Source organism: Anaerococcus tetradius ATCC 35098 (assembly GCF_000159095.1).
Lineage (GTDB): Bacteria > Bacillota > Clostridia > Tissierellales > Peptoniphilaceae > Anaerococcus > Anaerococcus tetradius.
Window position 1 is genome coordinate 295164 of record NZ_GG666297.1, and the last position, 23199, is coordinate 318362.

Genomic DNA, 23199 nt, shown 5'->3' on the forward strand with positions numbered 1-23199 from the left:
AATCCTAAGAATTAAGTAACTTTAAGGGCAAAGAATTATTATATCTTTGCTCTTTCTTTTGATTTTTTATCTTAGACAAAGCTAAGATTTTTTAAGAATATATGGGTCAAGGGGTATAATGTAGTATATGAAATTGCTAGAGATTAAAAACCTTAAATTCGGTTATGAAGAAAATTTAATACTTAATGATATCAATCTCCAAATAGAAAAGGGTGATTTTATTGCGGTTAGTGGGGAGAATGGTTCGGGCAAGTCTACTTTGATTAAGCTTATTTTGAAGGCAGAAAAAAAGGATTCTGGACAGATTAAAATTCTAGGCAAGCCTATCGAAGATTTTCATGAGTATGAAAAGATAGGCTATCTTCCTCAAGTTAGTGACTCATCTCAGATTGCCTTTCCTGTTACTTGCAAGGAATATGTAAGACTTGGCCTATACAAGGACTTTAATATTTTCAATATGGCGACAAAGAAAGTAGATCAAAAGGTTAAAAATGCCTTCTCCTCTCTTTCTATCGAAGATTTGATAAATAAGCCTTTCAACAAGCTTTCTGGCGGTCAGCAACAAAGGGTCATGATTGCAAGGGCTCTTGTTTCTACACCCGAGATGCTTATCCTAGATGAGCCTACTGTTGGCATAGATGCTAAACACAAAGAAGCTTTCCTAAAACTTTTGGCCCATCTTAATAAAGACCAGGCAATTACAATCCTAATCATAAGTCACGAGATGGATCTAATAAGGGACTTGGTTAACAGAACCGTTGTTTTAAAGGAAGGAAGGCTAATTGATGCTTGAATATGATTTTATGAGAAGGGCCCTACTTGCAGGAGGAATGCTTGCAATAATTATCCCTATGATCGGCGTGGTAATGATTAATAGAAAGACTTCCATGATTGGCGATGCCCTAAGCCATTCATCCCTATCGGGCGTTGCCCTTGGACTAATTTTTGGTATAAATCCTCTTTGGTCTTCACTTCTTATTTGCGTTCTAGCAAGTTTTGCAATCGAGGTCATTAGGAGGAGATTTAAGCAATATGGCGATATGGCAACAGCTATAGTAATGAGTGCAGGCATAGGTCTCGCTGCCGTCCTATCCGACTTTACCACAGGAGGTAAGAGCTTTGAATCATTTATGTTTGGCTCAATTACTACAGTTAGCAAGGAAGACTTAAGACTAATTGGAATAATATTTGTTCTAGTCCTAGTCCTTTCTCTTTATTTTTATAATGCACTCTTGTACAATTCTATAAATCCGATGATGAGTAGGCTATCAGGAGTAAAGACTGACCTAGTAGATTCTTTCTTCACCCTAATTACTGCAATAACAGTTGCGATATCTGCAAAAACTGTCGGTGCCTTGATGATAAGTTCCCTTATGGTAATACCAGTAGCGAGCGCCCTCCTTATAGCCAAATCCTACAAGGCTTCCTACCTTATAGCGATAATTCTTTCTTTGATATTTATGCTAAGCGGTATAAGCATAAGTTTCTATCAGGGAATAAAACCAGGAGGAGCCATAGTCCTAATAGCGATAGGATTTTTATTAGTAATATCCTTATTTAGCTTGATAAAAAAGAAAATCCTTGTTAAGAAATGAATAAAAGAGACATAAGTATGAATCTATTTCAGATTATTACTCATGCCTCTTTTCTCTAATTATAATTATTTATTAATTTTTCATCACAAAATCTAAGGCCATCTATATGTTCGAATAAGTCATCTTTAATTTTTCGGCCTAGTGAATCTAAGACAAAATCAATACCTTCTCTTCTTGCGAGTTTGGCAGCAGGAACAAAGTCAGAGTCTCCTGCAATCAAGACGATTTTATCCACTTGCTTCTTATATGCTAAAGAGGCAATATCAATTCCGATTTTCATATCAACACCTTTTTGTTTAGATGTTAGATAAAAATCCTTAGTAGTTAATTCATCAATACTAAGACTTCTATTTATTATTTTTTTTACACTTTCATATTTTAAAGTATAATTAACTTCATTTTCTGAAAGTCTACCTAATCTCAAAGCTACTTTTCTCTTCTTCTTCAATTCATTTAAAAATTCATTCATCCATAGATACTGAGGGTGTTTTTTCATATTTATAACCTTCATTGTTAGGGGGTCATATACGCTTGTATCAAGAGGAGGACAATCATAATAGAATATTCTATATAAATCATAGTATATATCTTCTCTTCTGATTTTTTCTTTTAAATGCCTCATACAATATGTAATCAGCATCTTAGCATCTTTTTCAGGACTATCTTCCTTTAATGCTTTTAAGGCTACTTTCCTGTAGTAACCTCCATCCACTAATATCGCTGCTTTCATTTTCGCTCCTATTAATAAAAAATCCTTGGTTTCGAAAATTCCCTTAGGGTGGGATATCTAATGCCAAGGATAAATATCATTGATTACAACATATCGTTGTTCATTTATATAATATCTTGAAACTTGTCTTTTGTCAAGCAGCTTTCAAATTAGACTTTCTTTATATACCTAAGCCCTAATGAGGGGGACTTTATAGTATAATGTTTATATAAGGAAGGTATTATGAAGATTATTATATCACCAGCTAAAAGATTTAAACATTTTGATAATTTTAAGACAGAGAAGATTTTGTTTGAGGATAAGACGAGAAAGCTTGTTGATGAGATTAGAAAGCTTAGCCTAAATGATTTAGGCAATCTCAATCAGACCAATGACGAGCTTACAGAGAAGGCTTATTTTGATTTCCAAGATTTTGATTTTGATAGACTCGACAACCCCGCACTTTTTTCCTATGATGGTTTGGTTTTTAAGCAGTTTTGCGAAGAAGATTTCCCAGATTTGGCTTATCTTAATAATCACGTCTATATAATTTCTGCCCTTTATGGTGCCTTAAAGCCTTACACAGGAATTAGGGATTACAGGCTATATTTTGACAACAAGATGATAGATCTCTATGATTTTTGGAAAGATGATATATATAAGGAAGTCTTTAGGGATAAAGACCTTGTGATTAATCTAGCGAGTAAGGAATATGCCAAAACTATAAGGCCTTATCTTAAAAAGGACGACATTTTTATTACCATAGACTTTAAGGATGAGAGAAATGGCAAGCTTAGGTCAATTGTAGCTTGGACTAAGGAGATGAGGGGGAAATTCCTCAAGGAAATTATTAGAAAAAAGATTGATAAGCTTGATGATATCAAGAAGATTTCTATTGATGATTATATTTTCGATTCCTTTCTATCAACTAAGGATAATTTCATCTTTGCGAGGAGAAAATCATGAGGCTTATCCACCTATCTGACCTTCATCTAGGAAAAAATATCGGATCATATTCTCTAATAGAAGAGCAAAAATTCGCCCTCGATGAGATTATTTCTATAATAAAAAAAGAAGAAGTCGACCTTGTAATGATTGCAGGAGATATTTTCGATACTACTATACCAAGTGCTGAGGCCCTTGACCTTTATTCCAATTTCTTGGAAGAAGTAGTCTTTGATTTAAAGAAAAAAGTTCTAGCCATTTCAGGTAACCACGATTCTTCCAAAAGGCTTGATATCAACAAGAGATTTTATAGGTCCAACAATTATTATCTCATAAGTGAATATGAAAAAAGCCCCCTTACTTTCGAAGATGAATATGGGAAGGTGAATTTCTACCTAATTCCCTTTATCTCAATCAATAAGGCAAGGACGATTTTTAACCCTTCCATAGATAATTTCACAGACCTTTACAAGTTTGCCCTAAAGGACATTGGCTATGAAGATAGAAATGTCCTAATCAGCCACTGCTATGCTTCTTCTATGAAGGAAGACAAAGAAGCCTACGATGATGGCCAAAAGCCCCTTACTATCGGAGGTTATGACATGATGGATGCCTCAGTTTTTGAGAAATTCGACTATGTCGCCCTGGGTCACCTTCACAGGGCCCACTTTGTTTTAGATCCAAAGATAAGATATGCGGGAACTTTTATGAAATATTCCTTCGATGAAGAAAATCAAAGTAAGTCTGTAACCCTTGTCGATCTTAAAGAAAAGGCGGAGATTAGAAAAATCGACCTTCCCCTTCTTAGGGACTTTGAAGTAAGAAGGGGCTTGTTCGAAGATCTCCTAAGGGAAAAATCTACTGATTCCTACATAAAATTTATACTCGAGGATTCCTCCATCATAGAAAATGCCATGGCCAAGGTCAAGGAAAAGTTTCCTAGGGCAGTTTCTATAAGCTATGCCAATAAGCTTGCCCTTACTAGGGAAGATAGCCTAGATATAGATTTGGAAAATAAGGATATCTTGGAGCTTTTTTCTGATTTTTATAAGTTTAAGATGGACGAAGATTTAAAAGATAAGGATAAGGAAGTTATAAAAAGGATAATAGCATGCGACCAAGAAGATTAAAGCTAAGGGGTTTTATCACCTACAAGGATACAATTGAAATCGACTTTACTAAGTTGTATGATAAGAAAATTTTCCTAATTTCTGGAGATACAGGCTCTGGCAAGACCAGCATTTTTGATGCCATAAGCTTTGCCCTTTACGGAAATGTAGCAAGGGATATATCATCTGATAGGCTTAGGTGTGATTTTCTTTCAGAAGAAGACCCCTATACTTATGTAAATCTAGAGTTTGATGTAGGAGCTAGGACCTATAGGATAGAAAGAATCCCTCGACAAAGAGCCAAAAAGACTAAGATCGGTCAAAGTATAGGCAATGCTGTAGCCCTTTTTGACATAACAGAAGAAGAAATTCTCCTTAGCGAAAAGCAAGGGGAAACTGACGAGATGATCAAAAATATCATAGGCCTTGATGATAAGCAATTTTCCAAGGTCATGCTCCTAGCCCAAGGGAAATTTCAAGAATTTTTGAAAGCCAAATCTACCGATAAGGCCAAGCTTCTCGGAGATATCTTTAAGACCTATGAGTACAAGGACTTCCAAGAAAAAATTAAGAATCTCGCCAAAGATTCCATCAAGGAGATGGACTATATAGACAAGGAAGTAGCAGGCGTCATAGACTATAGTCCAGAGATTAAAAAGCTAATAGACAGGGATTATCTCATAACCCACGATTTTTCTGCCATAGAAAAAATTCTTTTCGATGGCAAAAGCAGGCTCGATAAGACCTATGAGGAGATTACGAGCAAAGAAGAAAAAATGGACCTTCTTATAAAAAAGCTTATAGGAGATTTGGAAGAGGGCAAAAGGCTCAATGAAAATATAGAAAAGTACAAGACCATAGAAAAAGACCTCGAGCAATTATTAAGTCATGAAGAAGAAAATAAAATCTTGTTAGAAAAAATAAGGCTTTCAGATCTTGCCCAAAATATCCTAGTTTATGAAAAAAATTACAAAGATACCCTTTGTGATATAAAAAAGCTAGAGGATGGCCTTGGGGAAAGTGAAAGAATCGAAAAGGAAGAAACAGCTAAAAATAAGACCTTGGCCCAAGAGATTGAAGGCTTAGCGGATAAAAAAAGCATCCTTGATAAGAAAAAAATCGAAAAAGAAAATATGGACAAGCTTTTGGAAAACTACAAGACTTTTCTCAAAGCCAAGAAATCCTATAAGGATATGGAAAAAATCAAGGAAGAAAGGCAGGACAATCTAGCAAGCCTTGAAAACTTAGACAAAGAATTTAAGAATTTAAGGCAGATTTTCGATCTAAATAACGAGCTTATCGGAGAAATCTCTGAAAAGGGGACTAATGAAAACAAAAATCTCACCAATTTATCTGAAAACATCAGAAAGTTAGAAGAGGATAGGAAAAAACTTCTAGAAATCAAAGACCACAAGGAAAAAATTTCTCAGTTATCCACAGATAAGGACAAGCTCGAAGAAATCGAAAAGAAGGCCCTAGCTAGTGAAGACCTAATAATCATAAATAAGCTCATAGATAGGGCCAATGAAGAAGGCCTTTGCCCAGTCTGCCTTAAAAAGCAGGATAAAATTCTTCACAAGCACCCAATAGAAGACATAGACCTTAATCTCTTGAGAAAAAATCTTGCCAATGTCAACCAAGCCCTAAATTTAAGAAAAGAAAGCCTAGGAAAAATTGAAAAAGACCTGACTTCAAAGGATAATCTAGAGCAAATCGGAAAGCTTCTAGAAGGAAATTACGTCCACAAAAAAGCAATCGAAGAAAATATCCTAAGGCTAAGAAAGGATTACCAAAAAAGAGTCGAGGATAGGAAAAGTTTTAAGAAAAGCCTTGATAAATTGACAGAAGAAATTAAGACTTCCAAGGATAAGGATAAAAGCTTGCTAGATATGCTTTCTGCCAACAAGGATGCTGAAATCACCTATCTAAGCCAAAAGGACCTTATGAAAGACTTTGATGAGAAGATTCTAGAAGAAAAAAGTCTAAAGCTCAAGGAAGAAATAGAAGGTCTTGAAAAAGAAATAAGTGATATAAGCAAGGCCTTCCAAAAGTCCCAGCTAAGATTAAAGGAAATCCAAACCAATATAGAAAATAAAAAGGAAAACCTCAAGGATCTATCGGCTAAGGCTAAGACCTCCAAGGATGACTTCGAAGAAAAAGTCAAAGAGAGTTTTGCCAATAAGGAAAGCTATCAAGCGTCTTTACTAGCTTCAGATAAACTTTTTGAAAAAAAAGATGTGGTTGATTCCTACTTCAAGACCCTTTCCAAGGCGAAAATTTCCCTAGACAATTTCGCATCCTACAAGGATCAAAAGCCTATGGACTTGGAAAAAATCGAGAAAGAAATAGAAATTGAAGACCTAAATAAAAAAGAGCTATCAATAAAGAAGGCAGAAATTTATGCGAGAATCGAAATTTTCTCAAAGACCTACCAAAGGATAGGGGATTTGAAAAAATCTTACGAGAAGGGCCTAGCCGATGCCGAATCCCTCGCCCGCCTTTCCAAGGTCGCTGATGGATCTTTTGGCAAGGTCATAGGTAGGGAGAAGATTGACTTTGAAACCTTCGTCCTAACTTACTACTTTGATAAGGTTCTAAGCCTTGCCAATTTGCGTCTAATGGATATGACTGGCAATCAATTCTCCATGATTAGAAAATCCGAAGCCGAAGATCAGAGGTCTAAGGCAGGCCTTGACATAGAAATCTTAGATGCCAACACTGGCAAGGCTCGCCCAGCCTCAACCCTTTCTGGAGGAGAGAGCTTTCTTGCTTCCCTTTCTCTTGCTTTGGGTCTTTCTGATGAGATTAGTATGGAAAATGGGGGAATAAGAATCGACACCCTCTTTATAGACGAAGGCTTCGGGACCTTGTCCAAGGATTATTTGGATAAGGCCATTTCTACCATCGAAAAACTCGCCTATGAGGATAAATTTATCGGCCTTATCTCCCATGTAGATGAGCTAAAAGAAGCGATAGATGCAAAGATAAATGTTACCTATACACCAAGCCATGGATCAAAAGTGGAGGTTTGTGGATGATTAAGACAATAATTTCAAGATACCCGAGAGACATATCGACTTATATATATAAGGAAATTGAAAAGGATCTGGCCAGGGGAAAGAAGGCCATGCTCATAGTTCCTGAGCAATACACCCTACAGACTGATATCAATTTTATGAGAAATATTTCCAAAAAATCAGTAATGGATGCCAAAGTCCTAAGCTTTTCTTCATTAAAAAGCCTGATAATAGACAAAATTGGTCAAGCTGATAGGAAATTTCTAAGCAAAAATGCCAAGACCCTGCTTATAACAAATATCCTTCAAGATATAAATGATAAGCTAAGCCTTTTCCAAAACAAGGCTTCTAACATTGACTTTGTAAATAATATAGGCTCTCTAATTTCTAGCATTAAGGACAATAATTTTGACGAGGAATTTTTTAATAATGTAGAAAATACCGACGATCCTATAACCAAGATTAAATTTAAGGAGCTAAAGATGATTTTTGACGCCTATGAGAAAGAAATCTCAGGCAAGTTCATCGACTCCGAAGACAACCTAACTTACATCATAGAAAGGCTTCCGACTTGCGATTTTCTCGATGATGCCATCTTTTATTTCGATAAGTTCGATAGCCTATCCGAGCTTAAACTCTCCTTTATAGAGGCTCTCTTGGCTAGGGGAAATGTCGTAAATGTTAGCCTAAATATAGACAAGAATTTCCTTTTTGCAGATAGATTTTCTGATGTAGAATTTTTTGACCCAGGCCTAAGGCTCTACCAAAAGCTCAATGAGCTTGAAAAAACTAAGGATATCTTTGTCGAGGAAGCTTCTATATATAAAGAAGATATTTATCACCTGGCAAAAAACTTCGAAGCCTATAATTACAAAAAATATGGCAAAGACCCAAAAAACATCTACTTTTTGGAAAATACTTCGACTAAAAGCGAGGTCATAAATATAGCCAAGCTCATTAACTACTTGGTCAAGGCGAAAAATTACAGGTACAGGGACCTTGCCATCTACATATCTGACGAAGACGAATATAAAAATGAGATAATCAAAGTCTTTAATAGATATGACTTGCCTGTCTTTATGGATCAAAGAAGGAAGCTTTCTGATAATCACATAATAAAGACCTTCCTAGCCATCCTTAGACTTGTCATCTACAATTTCCAAAGGCAGGATATGAATTATTTCCTAAGGTCTGGGCTTTTTTCCTTCTCAGAAGACTTCGAGGATAAGGTTATAATCCTCCAAAATTTCATCAAAACAAGAAAAATAAAGGGCAAAACTTTCCTTGATGACAAATACTTTGAATTTGACCAAGAATTTTATGAGAAAATTTACGAAAATGACCCTCAAAGCGAGGCTAAGCTTTCTGAAAAAACGAGAGAATATGAGATAGTAAATGAACTAAGGACAAGAATCCTAAAGCTTCTAGCCCCTCTTCTTGAAAAAAGACAAGGCCCTAGCAAAGATTTATGCCAGGCTATCTTTGAAGTAATCTATGATGAGGATATCAGAAGGGGGATAGACAAGTACCAAGCTATTTTAAAAGCTTCTGGCCGTCTTGATGACTACAAGGAAAATGAGCAGGTTTGGGATAAGTTTGTAGAAATCTTAGAAGAATTAGTCGAGCTTATGGGTCAAAGAGAAAATTCCCTAGGAAAAATCTATTCCCTAATTGAAGCGACCGCAAGGGATATCAATGTAGGAATAATCCCTCCAAGCAAAGACCACATAGAAGTAACGAGTTTCGCCAGAGCTGCCATAGCAAATAGAAGGATCAATTTTGCCCTAGGCTTAAATGATGTATTTTTCCCTTCAAAAAGTGGGGAGGACTTGATAGTTGGAAAAAATGAGAAGGATAAGCTAAGGGACTTGGGTATTGACCTAAAGGTCTTTGATGAAGACCTAGAAGAGCGTGAAAAGCTCAATCTCTACAAGCTAATCACCATATCAGATAAGATATTTTTCTCCTACTCCCTAGCCAATAGGAAATCGGAAGCTATTAACAAGTCCATAGTCCTAAGTGGGATAATGAATATATTTAAAGACGACTCTTTAAATCTTTCTTCTATGATTTATGGATCAAGGCTAGGCCTTTCCATAGAAAAATATTCCCTAGTCGCCCTCGAAAACTACGCCCTAAAAAATCTAAGGAAGATGATTGGAAAAGAAAAAGTTAGCGTAGACGATAAGGCTATATCAAAGGCCATGATAAGTTATCTAAAGGACAGGGATTCATATGATTTAATCAAAAAGGCCCTAAATTTCACTAATGATAAGGAAAGGCTAAGGAAAGATTTGACAGAAAAATTGTACAAGAAAAACCACTTCAATGTAAGCGAGATAGAAAATTATTCAAGATGTCCTTACAAGTATTTCGTAAACTATGGTCTAAGGCCAAAAATCGAAGAAAGCTATGATGTCGACCATATGGAAGTAGGTAATATTGTCCACAAGCTTTTTGAGGACCTTTCCCACAAGCTAAAGAATGAAGATATAAAGACCATAAGCCAAGAAGGCCTAGATGAGCTTCTAGTAGAAAACTTCACCAAGGCGACTGAAGAAAATCTCGATAAGACTAGGAGGAAGGATGCGAAAAATAAGTTTATCCTAAATAATGTTCTCACATCAACAAGGAGAAATTCAAAAAAGCTTCTTGATCAACTAAGCCAGGGCGACTTTGAGATCTACGCTGTAGAAGAAGACTTTGGCTATGGCAAAGACATCCCCCAAGTTTTTGTCGATGATGAAAATTATTTGAGGGGAAGGATAGATAGGATTGATAAGGCGGGAAATTTCGTAAGGATAATCGACTATAAAACAGGCAACAAGACCTTTAAGATAGTCAATCTCCTAAACGGCCTAGACCTCCAGCTTTTAGTGTATATGATGGCAGTTGCCAAAAATTCTAAGGAAGTAATGATTCCTATAGGCTCTTTCTATATGCCCCTTTATGATGAGATGGAATCGGTAAACTCTGATGGCTACTCTAAGGAAATAATCGAAAAATCCCTAGCCGATAAATTTAGGATAAATGGTCTTATTGTAAAGATAAATGAAGAAGTCTTTAAGCTAATTGATAGGGATGCGGATTCTCTCAAAGATTCTTCTATAGTTGATATCAAAAACTCTGACATCCTAAGTCCAGAAGAAGCAGAAAAAATCGAAACTTTTGCCAAAAAACTTGTCAGCAAATACATTAGAAATATCAAAGAAGGCGACATAAATCTAAGGCCTCTAGCCTATGATGCTAACAAGAATGAGTGCCAATACTGCGACTTTTTGGGCATATGTAAGTTCGATATCACCATAGACCAACTCCGCTATAGGGTCTTCGATAAGGAGATAAGCATTGATGATTTAGGAGGAGAAGAAGATGACTAAGATGCACTTTACCAAAGACCAAGAGCTTGCCATTAATGCTCGAGGAAAAAATATAATAGTATCCGCCGCCGCAGGCTCTGGTAAGACCAGCGTCCTTGTTACGAGGATAATCAAGCTTATCACCGAAGATAAGGAGGATATAGCAAAATTTATCATAGTTACCTTCACCAACAAGGCCTCAGTCGAGATGAAAGATAGAATAAGAAAGGCCCTCGAGGATAAACTTAGGGATAAGGATGCTGACTTATCTTTTATCAAAGAGCAGATGAAAAATTTAAAGCATGCTCAAATAAAGACCCTCCACTCCTTTTGCTCGGATATGCTAAGGGAAAACTTCTACTATTTTGATGACCTATCCCCAAACTTCAAAGTAATTAGCGATAATACATCGACTATCCTAAAGGCAGAAGCAATTGATGAAGTCTTCGATATGAAATATGAAAATATGACAGAAACTTTCGAAAACTTCCTCCACAGCTTCGCAAGGACCAAAAACGATTCGGGAGCAAAAGATATAGTTCTTAAAACTTATGATAAGATTATGTCTCAAACAAGACCCCTAGCCTGGCTAGATGAGGCTACTTCTTCTGCCTTTAATCTTGATAAATTCAAAGGAAAGATTAAAGAAAGCTTCGAAAAAATCCTTGCCCTTGCCAAAATCAACTACGACTATAGCTTGGATATGGCAATGCGAGATAAGCACCAAGAACTTATTTCTGATGACTACAATCAAATCAAGGACCTCTACTTACTTATAGATGACAATTGGGATAGCTTTATCAAAAAAGCTTCCGTCATAAAATTTGGCAGGATATCAAAGACAAAGAAGGACTCAGAAGAAGACTATCAATTTATAAAATCCACAAGGGATAGATATAAGGAAGAGATAAAGACCATAAGTGCCTTTATCAAAAATACCGATAGCCTTACCATAAGCCTTTTTGAAGGACTCGAAAAGGAAATACTAGCTGAGCTTAACAGCCTAGTCAAGGACTTTATGGGGGCTTATGCAAAAAAGAAAAGCGAGAAGTCCTATCTCGACTTTTCCGACATGGAACATAAATTTATCGACCTAATAGACATAGAAGAGGCGAGGGACAAACTTAGGGATAGATTCGCCTATATCTTCTTTGACGAATACCAAGACTCAAATGAGATACAAAACTACATCATAGAAAGGCTAAGGGGGGCGAACAATCTATTTTTAGTTGGAGATGTCAAGCAGTCAATTTACGGTTTTAGGAGGGCAGAACCCAAGATCTTCCTAGAAAAGCTCGACAGCTACGAGCAAGACGAAGATTCTATTAGGATAAATCTCAACCAGAATTTCCGTTCGCAAAAAGACATCCTAGATTTTGACAACTTCATATTCGATAGGCTAATGACTAAGGAAAGCTCGGATATTGATTACAAAAATGCAGGTCATAGGCTAAACTTCGACAAAAACGACAAAAGTCCATTCAAGAGGGCTCAAGTCAAAGTCATAGATCAAAAGATAAGAGAAGAAGACTACCTAGTCGAGCTTGTAGAAGAGATAAGGGAAATGGGCTACGATTATAGGGACATAGCCATCCTTCTAAGGTCGGGAGCAAAGTCTTATATCTACGAAGAAGCCTTCAAGAAGGCGGAAATTCCTTTCTTTAACGATATAAGTAAGGTCTCCTTTAGGGCAGTCGAGGTTACATTCTTTATCAATATCCTAAAATATCTCGCCAATCCCAAAGACGACCTAAGCCTACTTTCAATCCTAAGATCAGAAATCTTTGGCTTTACAGAAGATGACCTAGTAGAAATAAAGCTAAACTCAAGTGCTTTTTCCTTCTACAAGGCCTTTAAGGAATACGACAAGGATGATGAAATAGGGGAGAAAATCAAGGACTTTTTGACAAAATTCGCAGACTTCTCTCACATGCTAAGCCTTCTTAGCCTTTATGAATTTGGCAATTACATCTTTGAAGAAACTGGTCTTTATCAATTTCTAATGGCAAGAGATAGGGCAGAAGATAGGATTGGAAATGTCGAAAGCTTCATAGACATAATGGATGAGTTTGACAAGTCTAATGACAATGGGCTTTTTGCCTTTCTCGACTTTGTAGACTCCCTTTCCATGAATCAAACAGATAGCATTGCAAGTGCAAGGGACTTATCCGAATCGGAAAACCTCCTAAGGATAATGACAATTCATAAGTCCAAGGGCCTAGAATTTCCTGTAGTAATCCTTGCCGATAGCTCAAAAAGATTTAACAACAAGCACCTAAAAGAAGCCATAGTCTTTGATGATGATCTGGGCATAGGAATAAACCTATCAGATTATGAAAACAAATTGCGTTTTTCTTCAATCAGAAAAAATCTCATCAATGACAAGATAACAGAAGAAAACAAAAAAGAAGAAATGCGTATCCTCTATGTGGCAATGACCAGGGCAGAAGAGATGCTATTTGTAACAGGAGAGAGGAATCTCAAAACTATAGAAAAAATAGCAGGAAGAGTCGACTTTTTAAAGATGAACTCCTATATGGATTGGCTCCTCGCAATTCTTTCAACTGATGCTGTTGGAAGTGGACTTTTCGAAAGCTTTGAAACAGACAAGCTCACAGGAATAGCAAGTCTTGATGTCATAGATGAATGTAAGTCCATAGACAAATACCAAACTTGTGACATCAATGACTTCCTCGATGATGAAAATATAAACGAAGAAATATATAAGAGGATACAAGAAATTCACGATAAGCCTTATCCTTACCTTGCAGAAATCAAGGATTCAATCAAAAAATCCGTAACAGAAGTAAGTAAGGATTTCGACCCATCGGCTGACGGCTACAAGCTACCAAATTATGGTGAAGAATTAAATCAATCTGACTTTAGAAAACCAAACTTCATAACAGAAGAAAAAACCTTCAAGGCAACCGAGAGGGGAACTATTATCCACAAGCTCTTCCAAGCCCTAGACTTTAAGGACTATGAAAAAGAAAGTCTAGAACAAGAAATTGCGGAACTAATCACCAAGAAAAAAATCGACAAGGCCACCACAAAGCTAATAGAAATTGACAAAATCCTAGCCTTCTACCAAAATCACCTCATCAAAAACCTAGCCCAAAAGGCTAAAAAAATAAGAAAAGAAGAATCCTTCCTCATGCAAAAAGATGACTACTATCTAAATGGACAAATCGATTTGATGTTTGAACTAGAAGATGAAATAATCCTAGTAGACTTCAAAACCGACAAGAAAAAAAGAGAAGGCTTCTACGACAAGCAAATAAAAATCTACAAAGAAGCCGTAGAAGAAGCCCAAGCAAAAAAAGTAAGCCAAGCCCTAATCTACTGGTACAACTTCAAAGAAATATCTGAAATAAAATAAGGGAAAGGATGAGGAAAAGGTCCTCGCCACAATGAACGTACTCCCTCCCTTTGTCATTCCTAATGGTCTGGCCACAATAAACGTTAGTGAATTGATGGCAGACCTTAATCGAGGCTAACTTTTTTTGTCATTTCGACAGAGCTTCCACGGGGAAGCGACGAGAAATCTGATTAGTAAATCTAATATCCAAGCAAACAAAAGACGTTAAGAAAAAATCCCTCCTCGCAAGAAAATCCTGCTTGGAGGGATGACAGGAAGCTCGTCAGCTCGATAAATCAATCCAACCTGCAAATCCAAGGGGCAAAAGGCTAAATAATAACAAAGTTTTACTTACACAATCTTGACAAAATTCATCTTTTGTTATACCATTTACCTGTAATAATAAAGAAATTAAAGGAAATTTAATGAATAAAACAAACAATCTAATTACAAAAATAGTTGGTGTTTTGGCAGCTGTTGTTAATCTTTTCTTTTTTTATTTCTTATTTAAATACAAAATCCTCCCTGGTAAGTATAGGATGGCTTTAGCCGTCATTATGGGTGTGATTATTTGTATTTTTTTGTATATAGGATTTTTTAAAAAGGAAAATTCACGAACAAGCAAGGTAATTGCTGTAGTCCTACTTCTATGCATAAGTTTTGGCGAGCTATCTTTTCTTTCTTATGCCAATAAGTCCATTAGAACTGTGGCAGAAATTAACAACAAGCCTGCCCAATCTACCAACGAGATGAGCTTTGTTGTGCTTAAAGATTCTCCTATCCAAACTCTAGCAGAGCTTTCTGATAAGGAAATAGCCACTGCCGATGGCATAGATAAGGAAAACACTGACAAGGCACTTGCCAAGTACAAGGAAGAAAATTCAAAAGAGCTAAGAGCGAAAGACTTTGATAATTATCAAAAATCAGCCACAGCCCTTTTGGATGGGTCTTGCGAGGTAATGCTTCTTAACGAATCATTTAGACCTATACTAGATGAAACAATAGATGGATTTTCAGAAAAGACCAGGGTACTAAAATCGGTACTTGTAACAAGTGATAAGAAAAAAGAAGATGCCAAGGCTCAAGTTAAGGAAAATCAATCATTCAATGTATTCCTATCTGGAATTGACACTTCAGGAAGTCTTTCCAATGTATCAAGATCTGATGTAAATATGATTCTTAGCGTAAATCCTGTAAAAAAGAAGATTTTAATCACAACAATTCCAAGAGACACCTACCTATCCATTGGTGGAGAGGGAGATAAGTACGATAAACTAACCCACGCAGGACTTTTTGGAGTCGATACTTCAATAAAAAGTGTAGAAAAACTTCTAGACGTAAAGATAGACTACTATGGCAAGGTCAACTTCACAACCTTGATACAATTAATCAATGTACTAGGTGGTATCACCGTTGACAATCCAGTAGCCTTCTCTGCAAGTGGAGAAGAATATTATTTCCCAAAAGGACAAGTGGATATGGATGGAGATATGGCACTTGCTTATTCAAGGGAAAGATACCATCTCCAAGAAGGAGACTTCGATAGGGGCAAGAACCACACAAGAGTCCTTACTGGCATAATTAAAAAAATGCTAAGCCCAGAGATGCTCCTAAACTTCAATAAAATATCGGACATAGCTTTAGAATCTATTAATACCGATGTACCATATGAGAAGATGATAGAGCTAGTCAATAAACAACTAGCAGATGGAGCTAACTGGCAAATAGAAAGCCAGGCTCTAAAAGGAAAAGGAAGCATGGATCTTAAATCTTATCTAATGCCAGGTGCTGATCTATATATGATGGTACCAAGTAAAAATTCCATAGAAGACTTGCACACAAGGATTTTGGAAAATAATAGGTAAACATCAGTAATTTTGCCAAGATAGTCCTTTGACTAGTGTGAGAGCACAGGAAAGTTAAAGTAAGAAGTTAAAGTGTAGCTATGGAAATATATCAAGAAAAGAGCAGCCCCAAATCGCAAGCAAAAAAGCTAAGCGAAAAGGGGTCTCCATGCTTTAAGCTCCTATCATCCCTAATGGCTCAGGCCACAATGAAAAGGCCTCTTGTGTCATTCCTAATGGTCTGGCCACAATAAACGAAAGTGAATTGATGGCAGACCTTAATCGAGGCTTTGCGAGGTGAAGGTCGTAAGACCTGAGCCCGCAAACTACCGTCGAACGAACGCAGTGAGGAGGAATCTAACTAGAAAGTCTCATATCCAAGAAACCATAAGACGTCAAAAAAAGAGATCCCTACGTCGCTCCACTCCTCTGGATGACAGGGGGGGTGTGTCATTCCGACAGAGAAATCGCAGATTTCGACGAGGAATCTGACTAGTAAACCTAGGAGCCAAGCAAACATAAGACGTCAAGAAAGAGATTCTCACGTCAGAAGCGAAGCTTCATCCTCAGAATGACAAGGGGTCGCTTTGCTCACTGTGACAATTCCATTAAGGATGACAAGGTTTCATCAAAATAAACATTAAGCATAAGAAAAAAGAAGAAGGAAAGTAAAATGGGACAAACAACAATCATTCTTATGATTCTCACAATTCTATCAAAAACATTCGGATTTGTAAGAGAATCAGTAATGGCTGCTGTAATAGGAGCAGGAGACATAAAATCCATTTATGTCACAGCTACAACCATCCCAGACATCATGACCTACACTGTAATAGTAGGCATAGTTGCAGCATACATTCCTGTATACACAAAGGTAAGTGCTGAAAAGGGCGAAGATGAGGCAGAAGCCTTCACTTCAAATCTCATCAACACCCTTATGGTCTACGGAGCAATACTATTTGTACTAATAATAATCTTTGCAGGCCCAATCTCAAAAATATTCTCACCCAAACTTACAGGCAACAGCCTAGACTTAGCTAGAAACTTTACAAGGATCATGGCCCTATCAATCTTTACCTTCCTCTACTCAGCAGCCATAAGAGGCTTTCTAAATGCCAAGGGTAACTTCATAGATCCAGTCATACCAGGAATAGTCATAAATATATTTGTAATTGTGGCAACCCTTCTTACAGGAATTTTTAGAAACCCATACATCCTAATAATAGGAACCCTACTAGGAAGCATAATCCAATTTGCAAGATTTCCCTTTGTCAGCAGGAAACTTGGATTTACCTACAAGAAAACAATAGATTTCAAAAATCCTTACATAAAATACATGCTCACAATTATGATTCCAATCATCATATCAAGCGCAGCAAACAAACTATCAATCCTAATAGATAAATCCATGGCATCAGCCTATCTTGGAATAGACTCCGTCGCCAAGCTCTTTTATACAGAAAATATGCTAGACTTCATAGTAGAAGTCTTTACCATAAACATAGCGACAATCACCCTTCCCAAAATAGCTCAACTTGCAAATACGGGGAAGATAGAAGAGATGAAAGAAAAAACCTCACAAAGTCTAGTACTAACCATGGCCCTAGTCTTACCAGCGACCTTCGGCATGATGGCCCTAGCAAGCCCAATTATTAGATTAATTTACGAAAGACACGCCTTTAGCCCAGCCGATACTAGGATTGTAGCTTCCCTATTAATATCCTATGCCCCTTACATCATCTTCATATCAATACTAAAAATAGTATCCAACGCCTTTTACGCAACAGGAGACTCCAAATCCCCACTACTTATAATCCTCTTCCAACAAGCCATAAACGTGCTTTTAAACATGGTTTTGGTAGAAAGATTCGGCATAGACGGCATAGCCTATGCGACAAGCATTTCAACAGCACTCGGAAGTGCCATATTAATCGTTGTTTATCATAAGAAATTTGGTAAAGTAAATAGGATAAAGAATATTATTTATATGGGTAAAATTGTCCTCGCTTCATTAGTTATGGTAATGGCGACCAATTTCACTTATAATTTACTTTCAGATTATACAGGTTTTGTAATAAGCTTACTTATCTCAATTATTTTTGCATCTTTTGTTTACATAGCAGCAGTTATACTGCTAAAAGTTGACGTCATAGATGAAATTATAGAAAAGTTTAAAAACAAGTTAGGAAGGAAATGATATATGGATATATCTAAATTATTAGATAAGAAAAAAATGACATTAATATTTTTTGATGTTTTAATATTGAATTTGGCATATTTTTTAGCCCTTTATTTTAGATTTGATACTAATTTTTCTAGAATACCTTATGATTATCTGTCAGCTTTTACTATATATACCAAAATTAACACCTTGATAACGATTGTTATTTATACAAGATATAAGATGTACAACATGATACTTGAGTATGCTTCCTATACAGAACTTATCAATATTACATTGGCATGCATTCTTTCTTTGGCAAGCCACGTCATTTTTATGACATTTTTTGTAAAGAAGATGCCACTTTCTTACTTTTTATTCGGATTTATGATTCAATATGTTCTAACAGTAGCATCTAGATTTGCAAAAAAGATGCTTATTCATTGGAATTACAAGGAAGATAATGGCAAGAAAAACTACAAGAAAGCTTTAATTATTGGAGCGGGTTCAGCTGGCCAGACTCTAAAGAGAGATATAAATAACTCAAACTGCGGTGGCAAAACCAATATCCAAGTTGTTGGATTTATTGATGACGATCCTAGGAAAATTAACCAATACATAGATGGAGTAAAAGTCCTTGGAGATAGATATGCAATCAAAGATATTGTAGCCAGGGAATTGATTGACACGATTCTTGTTGCTATTCCATCAGTGGATGAACAAGAAAAGAAAAAAGTTTTGAAGCTTTGCAATCAAACAAATTGTGAAGTTAAGGTTCTTCCTGGTATATATCAAATGGTTTCAGGTAAGATTACCATGTCCACTCTAAAGGATGTCCAAATAGAAGACCTCCTAGGACGTGACCCTGTAAAGATTTTTTCAAATGAAACCTTCGACTATCTAAATGACAAGGTAGTACTTGTCACAGGAGGGGGAGGTTCTATAGGATCTGAACTTTGTAGACAAATCTCCCAATATGGTCCCAAACTACTAATTATTTTTGACATATACGAAAACAATGCCTATGAAATAGAACAAGAACTTAAGAGAAATAATAAAGACTTAAACTTTATAACCCTGATAGGATCGGTTAGAGACTTTAAAAGAGTAGAAAAAGTTTTTAAAACTTACAAGCCTGATATAGTTTTCCACGCAGCAGCTCATAAGCACGTTCCCCTAATGGAAGTAAGTCCAGTTGAGGCTATTAAAAACAATGTAAGAGGAACGTATAATGTAGCCCTTCTTTCACTTATCAATGATGCCAAGAGATTTGTTCTAATATCAACGGATAAGGCAGTAAATCCTACTTCTATAATGGGAGCAACTAAAAGAGTTTGCGAGAAGATTATTCAAGGAATAAATGACATTAGAGCAAGTAAGGAATATAATAAACTTGCAAGGGTAATCATCCAAGATGGGGATAGAAATATAACTATCAATCCAGAAGATTTATTAGAAGGAAAAAACCCTAGAACAGAATTTGTAGCAGTTCGTTTTGGAAATGTATTAGGATCAAACGGTTCAGTAATCCCATTATTTAAAGAACAAATTGCAGCAGGAGGACCTGTAACAGTAACCCACCCAGAAATCATTCGATATTTTATGACAATCAAAGAAGCTGTAAAGCTAGTCCTTCAAGCAGGTTCAATGGCTCATGGAGGAGAGATTTTTGTCCTCGATATGGGAGAACCAGTAAAGATAGACGACCTTGCAAGACAACTTATAAGGCTATCAGGCTATCAACCAGATATAGATATGCCTATAGTTTATACAGGACTAAGACCTGGCGAAAAGCTCTATGAAGAAAGATTGATGGATGAAGAAGCGCTCACAGATACCCACATTAATGGAATATCAGTAGGTCGACCACTTGACTTCTCTAGAGAAGAATTTTTCGGTAAGCTTGATAAAGTAATTAACCAAGAAAATATTGATGAATTGGACATTGTTGCTACAATAAACGAATTGATTAATACATTTATAGGAAAGGAAGAAATATAAAAGCTAAATGTTTGATAAAAGTAAAAATATAAAAAAATTAGATAAAAAAGTTTGGCTATCTTCACCAACTATGCACGGCGAAGAACTAAAATATATGACAGAAGCCTATGAAACAAATTGGATGAGTACGGTTGGAGAAAATATAAATAAGGTGGAAGAAGAAGTTGCTAATAAAACAGGATGTAAATATGCAGTAGGTCTTGCAAGTGGAACATCAACTCTTCACCTTGCAGTAAAACTTGCAGGAGTTAAAAGAGGAGAGAGAGTATTTTGCTCATCAATGACCTTCTCAGCAAGTGCAAATCCAATATGCTATGAAGGAGCAATCCCTGTATTTATTGACTCTGAATATGATACATGGAATATGGATCCAAAAGCATTGGAGAAGGCTTTCGAGATTTACCCTGACACAAAATATGTTATGCTAGTTCACCTTTATGGTACTCCTGCAAAGATAGATGAAATAGTTGAAATTTGTAAGAAAAATAAAGCCACATTGATAGAAGATGCAGCAGAGTCTTTTGGAGCTACATATAAAGGAAGACAAACAGGAACCTTTGGAGCCTATAATGCTATTTCCTTCAATGGAAACAAAATAATAACAGGTTCATCTGGAGGAATGCTTCTTACAAATTCTAAAAAAGCAGCGGAAAAAGCAAGAAAATGGTCTACCCAATCTAGAGAAAATGCTCCATGGTATCAACATGAAGAAGTAGGCTACAACTACAGAATGAGCAATGTTATAGCAGGAGTAGTAAGAGGGCAACTTCCTCATTTGGAAGAACATATAGCACAAAAGAAAGCTATATATTATAGGTACAAAGAAGGACTAAAAAATCTACCTGTATCTATGAATCCATTTGACAAAGAAAATTCAGAGCCCAACTACTGGCTATCATGTATGATAATAGACAAAGATGCCATGAGCAAGGAAGTAAGAGGAGACTTGGACTACCTATACAAGCCAGAAAAGGGCAAATCATCACCTCATGAAATCCTAGATGCCATAGCAAGCATAAACTCAGAAGGAAGACCTATATGGAAGCCAATGCACAAACAGCCTATATTTAGAAATCATGACTTTATAAATAGATACGGTCTTGCTAATGCTATGACCAATGCTTATATAGCAGGTGGAATTGTTGATGATAGGGATAACTTACCAGAAGATATATGTTCAGATATATTCAAAAGAGGACTTTGTCTTCCAAGTGATAACAAGATGACTAAAGAAGAGCAAGATAGGATAATTGAAGTTATTAGGGCTTGTTTTGAGTAGGAGGAACAGTTGAATAGTAAAAAGAAAACTTTTTATCAAAGATATATAAAAAGATTATTAGATATAGTTCTTTCACTATTTGCTATAATTATTTTATCACCGCTTTTATTAACACTTTATTTATTAGTAAGATTTAAATTAGGTTCTCCTGCAATATTTACCCAGGAAAGACCAGGAAAAGATGAAAAAATATTTAAACTATATAAATTCAGATCTATGACAAATCAAAAAGACAGCTATGGAAATCTACTTCCTGACGAGCAAAGACTCACAAGTTTTGGAAGAAAACTTAGGTCAACTTCACTTGACGAATTACCAGAATTATTTAACATACTAAAGGGTGATATGTCTATAGTCGGACCAAGACCACTGCTAGTTGATTATTTGGATTTATATAATGAAAAACAAAAACATAGACATGACGTAAGACCCGGGTTGACTGGACTAGCTCAAGTAAATGGTCGAAATACTTTAAGTTGGGAAGATAGGTTTGAAAAGGATATAAGATATATTGATATTATATCATTTATAGTTGATTTAAAAATAATTGTTGATACGTTTAAAATAGTTTTAAGAAGAGATGGAATAAACTCTGAATCCTGTGTAACGATGGAGGATTTTTATGGTAGTAAATCTTGATGGATTAACAACTCCATATTTTATAATATATCAAGATAAATTAGATAAAAATATAGAAGATTATAAGACTGCTTTGATAAATGAATGGCCTAATTCACAATTATCATTTTCTGTCAAAACTAATTCTTTACCTTGGTTACTTGAATATATAAGAGATAAAGGTATTTTTGCAGAAGTAGTTTCTAAAGAAGAGTATTTATTAGCTAAAAGATGTGGTTATAAAGATAATGAAATTATTTTTAATGGTCCAATCAAAAATAAAGATATTTTTTTAGATTCCTTAACAATGGGGGCTACTGTAAATATAGATTCAAAAGAGGAATTGAATTTCTTATTTGGATTAAATGAACAAAGTAGAAATAATATTGGAATAAGAATAAATCCTAATCCGGATATATTTGAAGAGAAAGATATAGCTTATAAAAATGATGGATTTAGGTTTGGGTTTTCTGAAGAGACAGGAGAATTAAATCGTGCTATTAGCATTGTCAGAGGTGCAAGTGATTCTGTAGGATTACATATTCACTGTAATAGCATAACCAGAAGCAAAGAAGTATATATTGCATTAGCAAATTATGCTAAAAAAATAATAAAAAAATATGATTTGAAAGTATCATACATAGATATAGGAGGGGGCTTTTTTGGTGGAATCCCTGGAAAAACAACTGCGAGAGAGTACATTTCAGTAATTAAAAATGTATTATCAAAGGTTGTTGATATAAATGTTACTAAGTTAATCATAGAGCCTGGTTCAGCTATAATAGGTTCATGTGTTGATTTAGTTACAAAAGTAATTGATGTAAAAGAAACATGTCGATCAAGAATTGTAACTACAGACGGAAGTAGAATACATATTGATCCATTATGGGCAAAAAAAAGTTATGTGTATACATTAGAAAACAAGAGTGATTCTAATATAACTAAACAAATCATCTGTGGTTACACATGTATGGATCATGATAGATTAATGACAATATATAATGATAAAAAATTAGAATGTGGTGATAAAATAATATACCATAGAGTAGGAGCTTATTCAGTGACATTTGGTGGAATGTTTATAAGTTACTATCCAGATGTTTACATCAAAAAATCAGAAAATATAGAAAAGGTTCGTGGAAAAATATCGGTAGACGATTTTTATAATATACATTCGTTGTAGTAGATGTGACAAAACTCAAAG

14 protein-coding genes are annotated in these 23199 nt (G+C 35.7%); 13 read left to right on the plus strand and 1 reads right to left on the minus strand.

The genetic code is table 11. The features are described 5' to 3' along the window. Positions 1-127: 127 nt before the first annotated feature. Entirely contained in the window at positions 128-793 is a 666-nt protein-coding gene (locus HMPREF0077_RS06655; protein WP_004837236.1) for a metal ABC transporter ATP-binding protein, read from the plus strand. Further along, the gene (locus HMPREF0077_RS06660) at positions 786-1595 is read left to right on the plus strand and encodes a metal ABC transporter permease (RefSeq protein ID WP_004837237.1); all 810 of its coding nucleotides are present in this window, start codon (positions 786-788) and stop codon (positions 1593-1595) included. The genes HMPREF0077_RS06655 and HMPREF0077_RS06660 overlap by 8 nt, the downstream gene beginning before the upstream one ends. Before the next feature lie 55 nt (positions 1596-1650). Here the strand turns inward: HMPREF0077_RS06660 and HMPREF0077_RS06665 are convergent, their stop codons facing one another. Next, positions 1651-2325 (minus strand): NYN domain-containing protein, encoded by a 675-nt coding sequence (locus HMPREF0077_RS06665; protein WP_004837238.1) that lies wholly within the window; start codon positions 2323-2325, stop codon positions 1651-1653. Positions 2326-2547: 222 nt separating this feature from the next. Here HMPREF0077_RS06665 and HMPREF0077_RS06670 point away from each other — a divergent pair, with 222 nt between their 5' ends. The 11 genes from HMPREF0077_RS06670 (at position 2548) to HMPREF0077_RS06720 (ending at position 23178) form a co-directional block, all read left to right on the plus strand. After that, the gene (locus HMPREF0077_RS06670; protein ID WP_004837239.1) at positions 2548-3270 is read left to right on the plus strand and encodes a YaaA family protein; all 723 of its coding nucleotides are present in this window, start codon (positions 2548-2550) and stop codon (positions 3268-3270) included. Next, the gene (locus HMPREF0077_RS06675; RefSeq protein WP_004837240.1) at positions 3267-4379 is read left to right on the plus strand and encodes an exonuclease SbcCD subunit D; all 1113 of its coding nucleotides are present in this window, start codon (positions 3267-3269) and stop codon (positions 4377-4379) included. The genes HMPREF0077_RS06670 and HMPREF0077_RS06675 overlap by 4 nt, the downstream gene beginning before the upstream one ends. Beyond that, positions 4361-7396, plus strand: a complete 3036-nt coding sequence (locus tag HMPREF0077_RS06680; protein ID WP_004837241.1) for an SbcC/MukB-like Walker B domain-containing protein — start codon at positions 4361-4363, stop codon at positions 7394-7396. Before HMPREF0077_RS06675 ends, HMPREF0077_RS06680 begins: the two co-directional genes overlap by 19 nt. After that, positions 7393-10755 carry a PD-(D/E)XK nuclease family protein gene (locus HMPREF0077_RS06685; protein WP_004837242.1) on the plus strand — a complete coding sequence of 1121 codons (3363 nt, stop codon included), beginning with the start codon at positions 7393-7395 and terminating at the stop codon, positions 10753-10755. Before HMPREF0077_RS06680 ends, HMPREF0077_RS06685 begins: the two co-directional genes overlap by 4 nt. Further along, entirely contained in the window at positions 10748-14113 is a 3366-nt protein-coding gene (locus HMPREF0077_RS06690) for a UvrD-helicase domain-containing protein (protein WP_004837243.1), read from the plus strand. Before HMPREF0077_RS06685 ends, HMPREF0077_RS06690 begins: the two co-directional genes overlap by 8 nt. A gap of 404 nt (positions 14114-14517) precedes the next feature. Continuing rightward, positions 14518-15957 carry an LCP family glycopolymer transferase gene (locus HMPREF0077_RS06695; RefSeq protein WP_004837244.1) on the plus strand — a complete coding sequence of 480 codons (1440 nt, stop codon included), beginning with the start codon at positions 14518-14520 and terminating at the stop codon, positions 15955-15957. A 652-nt stretch (positions 15958-16609) separates the two neighbouring features. Further along, positions 16610-18133, plus strand: coding sequence for a murein biosynthesis integral membrane protein MurJ (gene murJ / locus HMPREF0077_RS06700; protein WP_004837245.1), 1524 nt, complete (start codon positions 16610-16612; stop codon positions 18131-18133). Positions 18134-18136: 3 nt separating this feature from the next. Further along, positions 18137-20098 carry a polysaccharide biosynthesis protein gene (locus HMPREF0077_RS06705; protein ID WP_004837246.1) on the plus strand — a complete coding sequence of 654 codons (1962 nt, stop codon included), beginning with the start codon at positions 18137-18139 and terminating at the stop codon, positions 20096-20098. A 7-nt stretch (positions 20099-20105) separates the two neighbouring features. Continuing rightward, the gene (locus tag HMPREF0077_RS06710; protein WP_004837247.1) at positions 20106-21377 is read left to right on the plus strand and encodes a DegT/DnrJ/EryC1/StrS family aminotransferase; all 1272 of its coding nucleotides are present in this window, start codon (positions 20106-20108) and stop codon (positions 21375-21377) included. Between the two features lie 9 nt (positions 21378-21386). Continuing rightward, positions 21387-22016 (plus strand): sugar transferase, encoded by a 630-nt coding sequence (locus tag HMPREF0077_RS06715; protein ID WP_004837248.1) that lies wholly within the window; start codon positions 21387-21389, stop codon positions 22014-22016. Then, positions 22000-23178 carry a type III PLP-dependent enzyme domain-containing protein gene (locus tag HMPREF0077_RS06720; protein WP_004837249.1) on the plus strand — a complete coding sequence of 393 codons (1179 nt, stop codon included), beginning with the start codon at positions 22000-22002 and terminating at the stop codon, positions 23176-23178. The genes HMPREF0077_RS06715 and HMPREF0077_RS06720 overlap by 17 nt, the downstream gene beginning before the upstream one ends. The last annotated feature ends 21 nt before the right edge of the window (positions 23179-23199 follow it).

What these genes read in the sequence shown, in the direction of transcription:
- HMPREF0077_RS06710 (WP_004837247.1), top strand. Translation starts at nt 20,106, where the DNA reads ATGTTTGATAAAAGTAAAAATATAAAAAAATTAGATAAAAAAGTTTGG.
- HMPREF0077_RS06665 (WP_004837238.1), bottom strand. Translation starts at nt 2,325, where the DNA reads ATGAAAGCAGCGATATTAGTGGATGGAGGTTACTACAGGAAAGTAGCC.
- HMPREF0077_RS06690 (WP_004837243.1), top strand. Translation starts at nt 10,748, where the DNA reads ATGACTAAGATGCACTTTACCAAAGACCAAGAGCTTGCCATTAATGCT.
- HMPREF0077_RS06705 (WP_004837246.1), top strand. Translation starts at nt 18,137, where the DNA reads ATGGATATATCTAAATTATTAGATAAGAAAAAAATGACATTAATATTT.
- HMPREF0077_RS06695 (WP_004837244.1), top strand. Translation starts at nt 14,518, where the DNA reads ATGAATAAAACAAACAATCTAATTACAAAAATAGTTGGTGTTTTGGCA.
- HMPREF0077_RS06685 (WP_004837242.1), top strand. Translation starts at nt 7,393, where the DNA reads ATGATTAAGACAATAATTTCAAGATACCCGAGAGACATATCGACTTAT.
- HMPREF0077_RS06655 (WP_004837236.1), top strand. Translation starts at nt 128, where the DNA reads ATGAAATTGCTAGAGATTAAAAACCTTAAATTCGGTTATGAAGAAAAT.
- murJ (WP_004837245.1), top strand. Translation starts at nt 16,610, where the DNA reads ATGGGACAAACAACAATCATTCTTATGATTCTCACAATTCTATCAAAA.
- HMPREF0077_RS06675 (WP_004837240.1), top strand. Translation starts at nt 3,267, where the DNA reads ATGAGGCTTATCCACCTATCTGACCTTCATCTAGGAAAAAATATCGGA.
- HMPREF0077_RS06670 (WP_004837239.1), top strand. Translation starts at nt 2,548, where the DNA reads ATGAAGATTATTATATCACCAGCTAAAAGATTTAAACATTTTGATAAT.
- HMPREF0077_RS06680 (WP_004837241.1), top strand. Translation starts at nt 4,361, where the DNA reads ATGCGACCAAGAAGATTAAAGCTAAGGGGTTTTATCACCTACAAGGAT.
- HMPREF0077_RS06720 (WP_004837249.1), top strand. Translation starts at nt 22,000, where the DNA reads ATGGTAGTAAATCTTGATGGATTAACAACTCCATATTTTATAATATAT.
- HMPREF0077_RS06660 (WP_004837237.1), top strand. Translation starts at nt 786, where the DNA reads ATGCTTGAATATGATTTTATGAGAAGGGCCCTACTTGCAGGAGGAATG.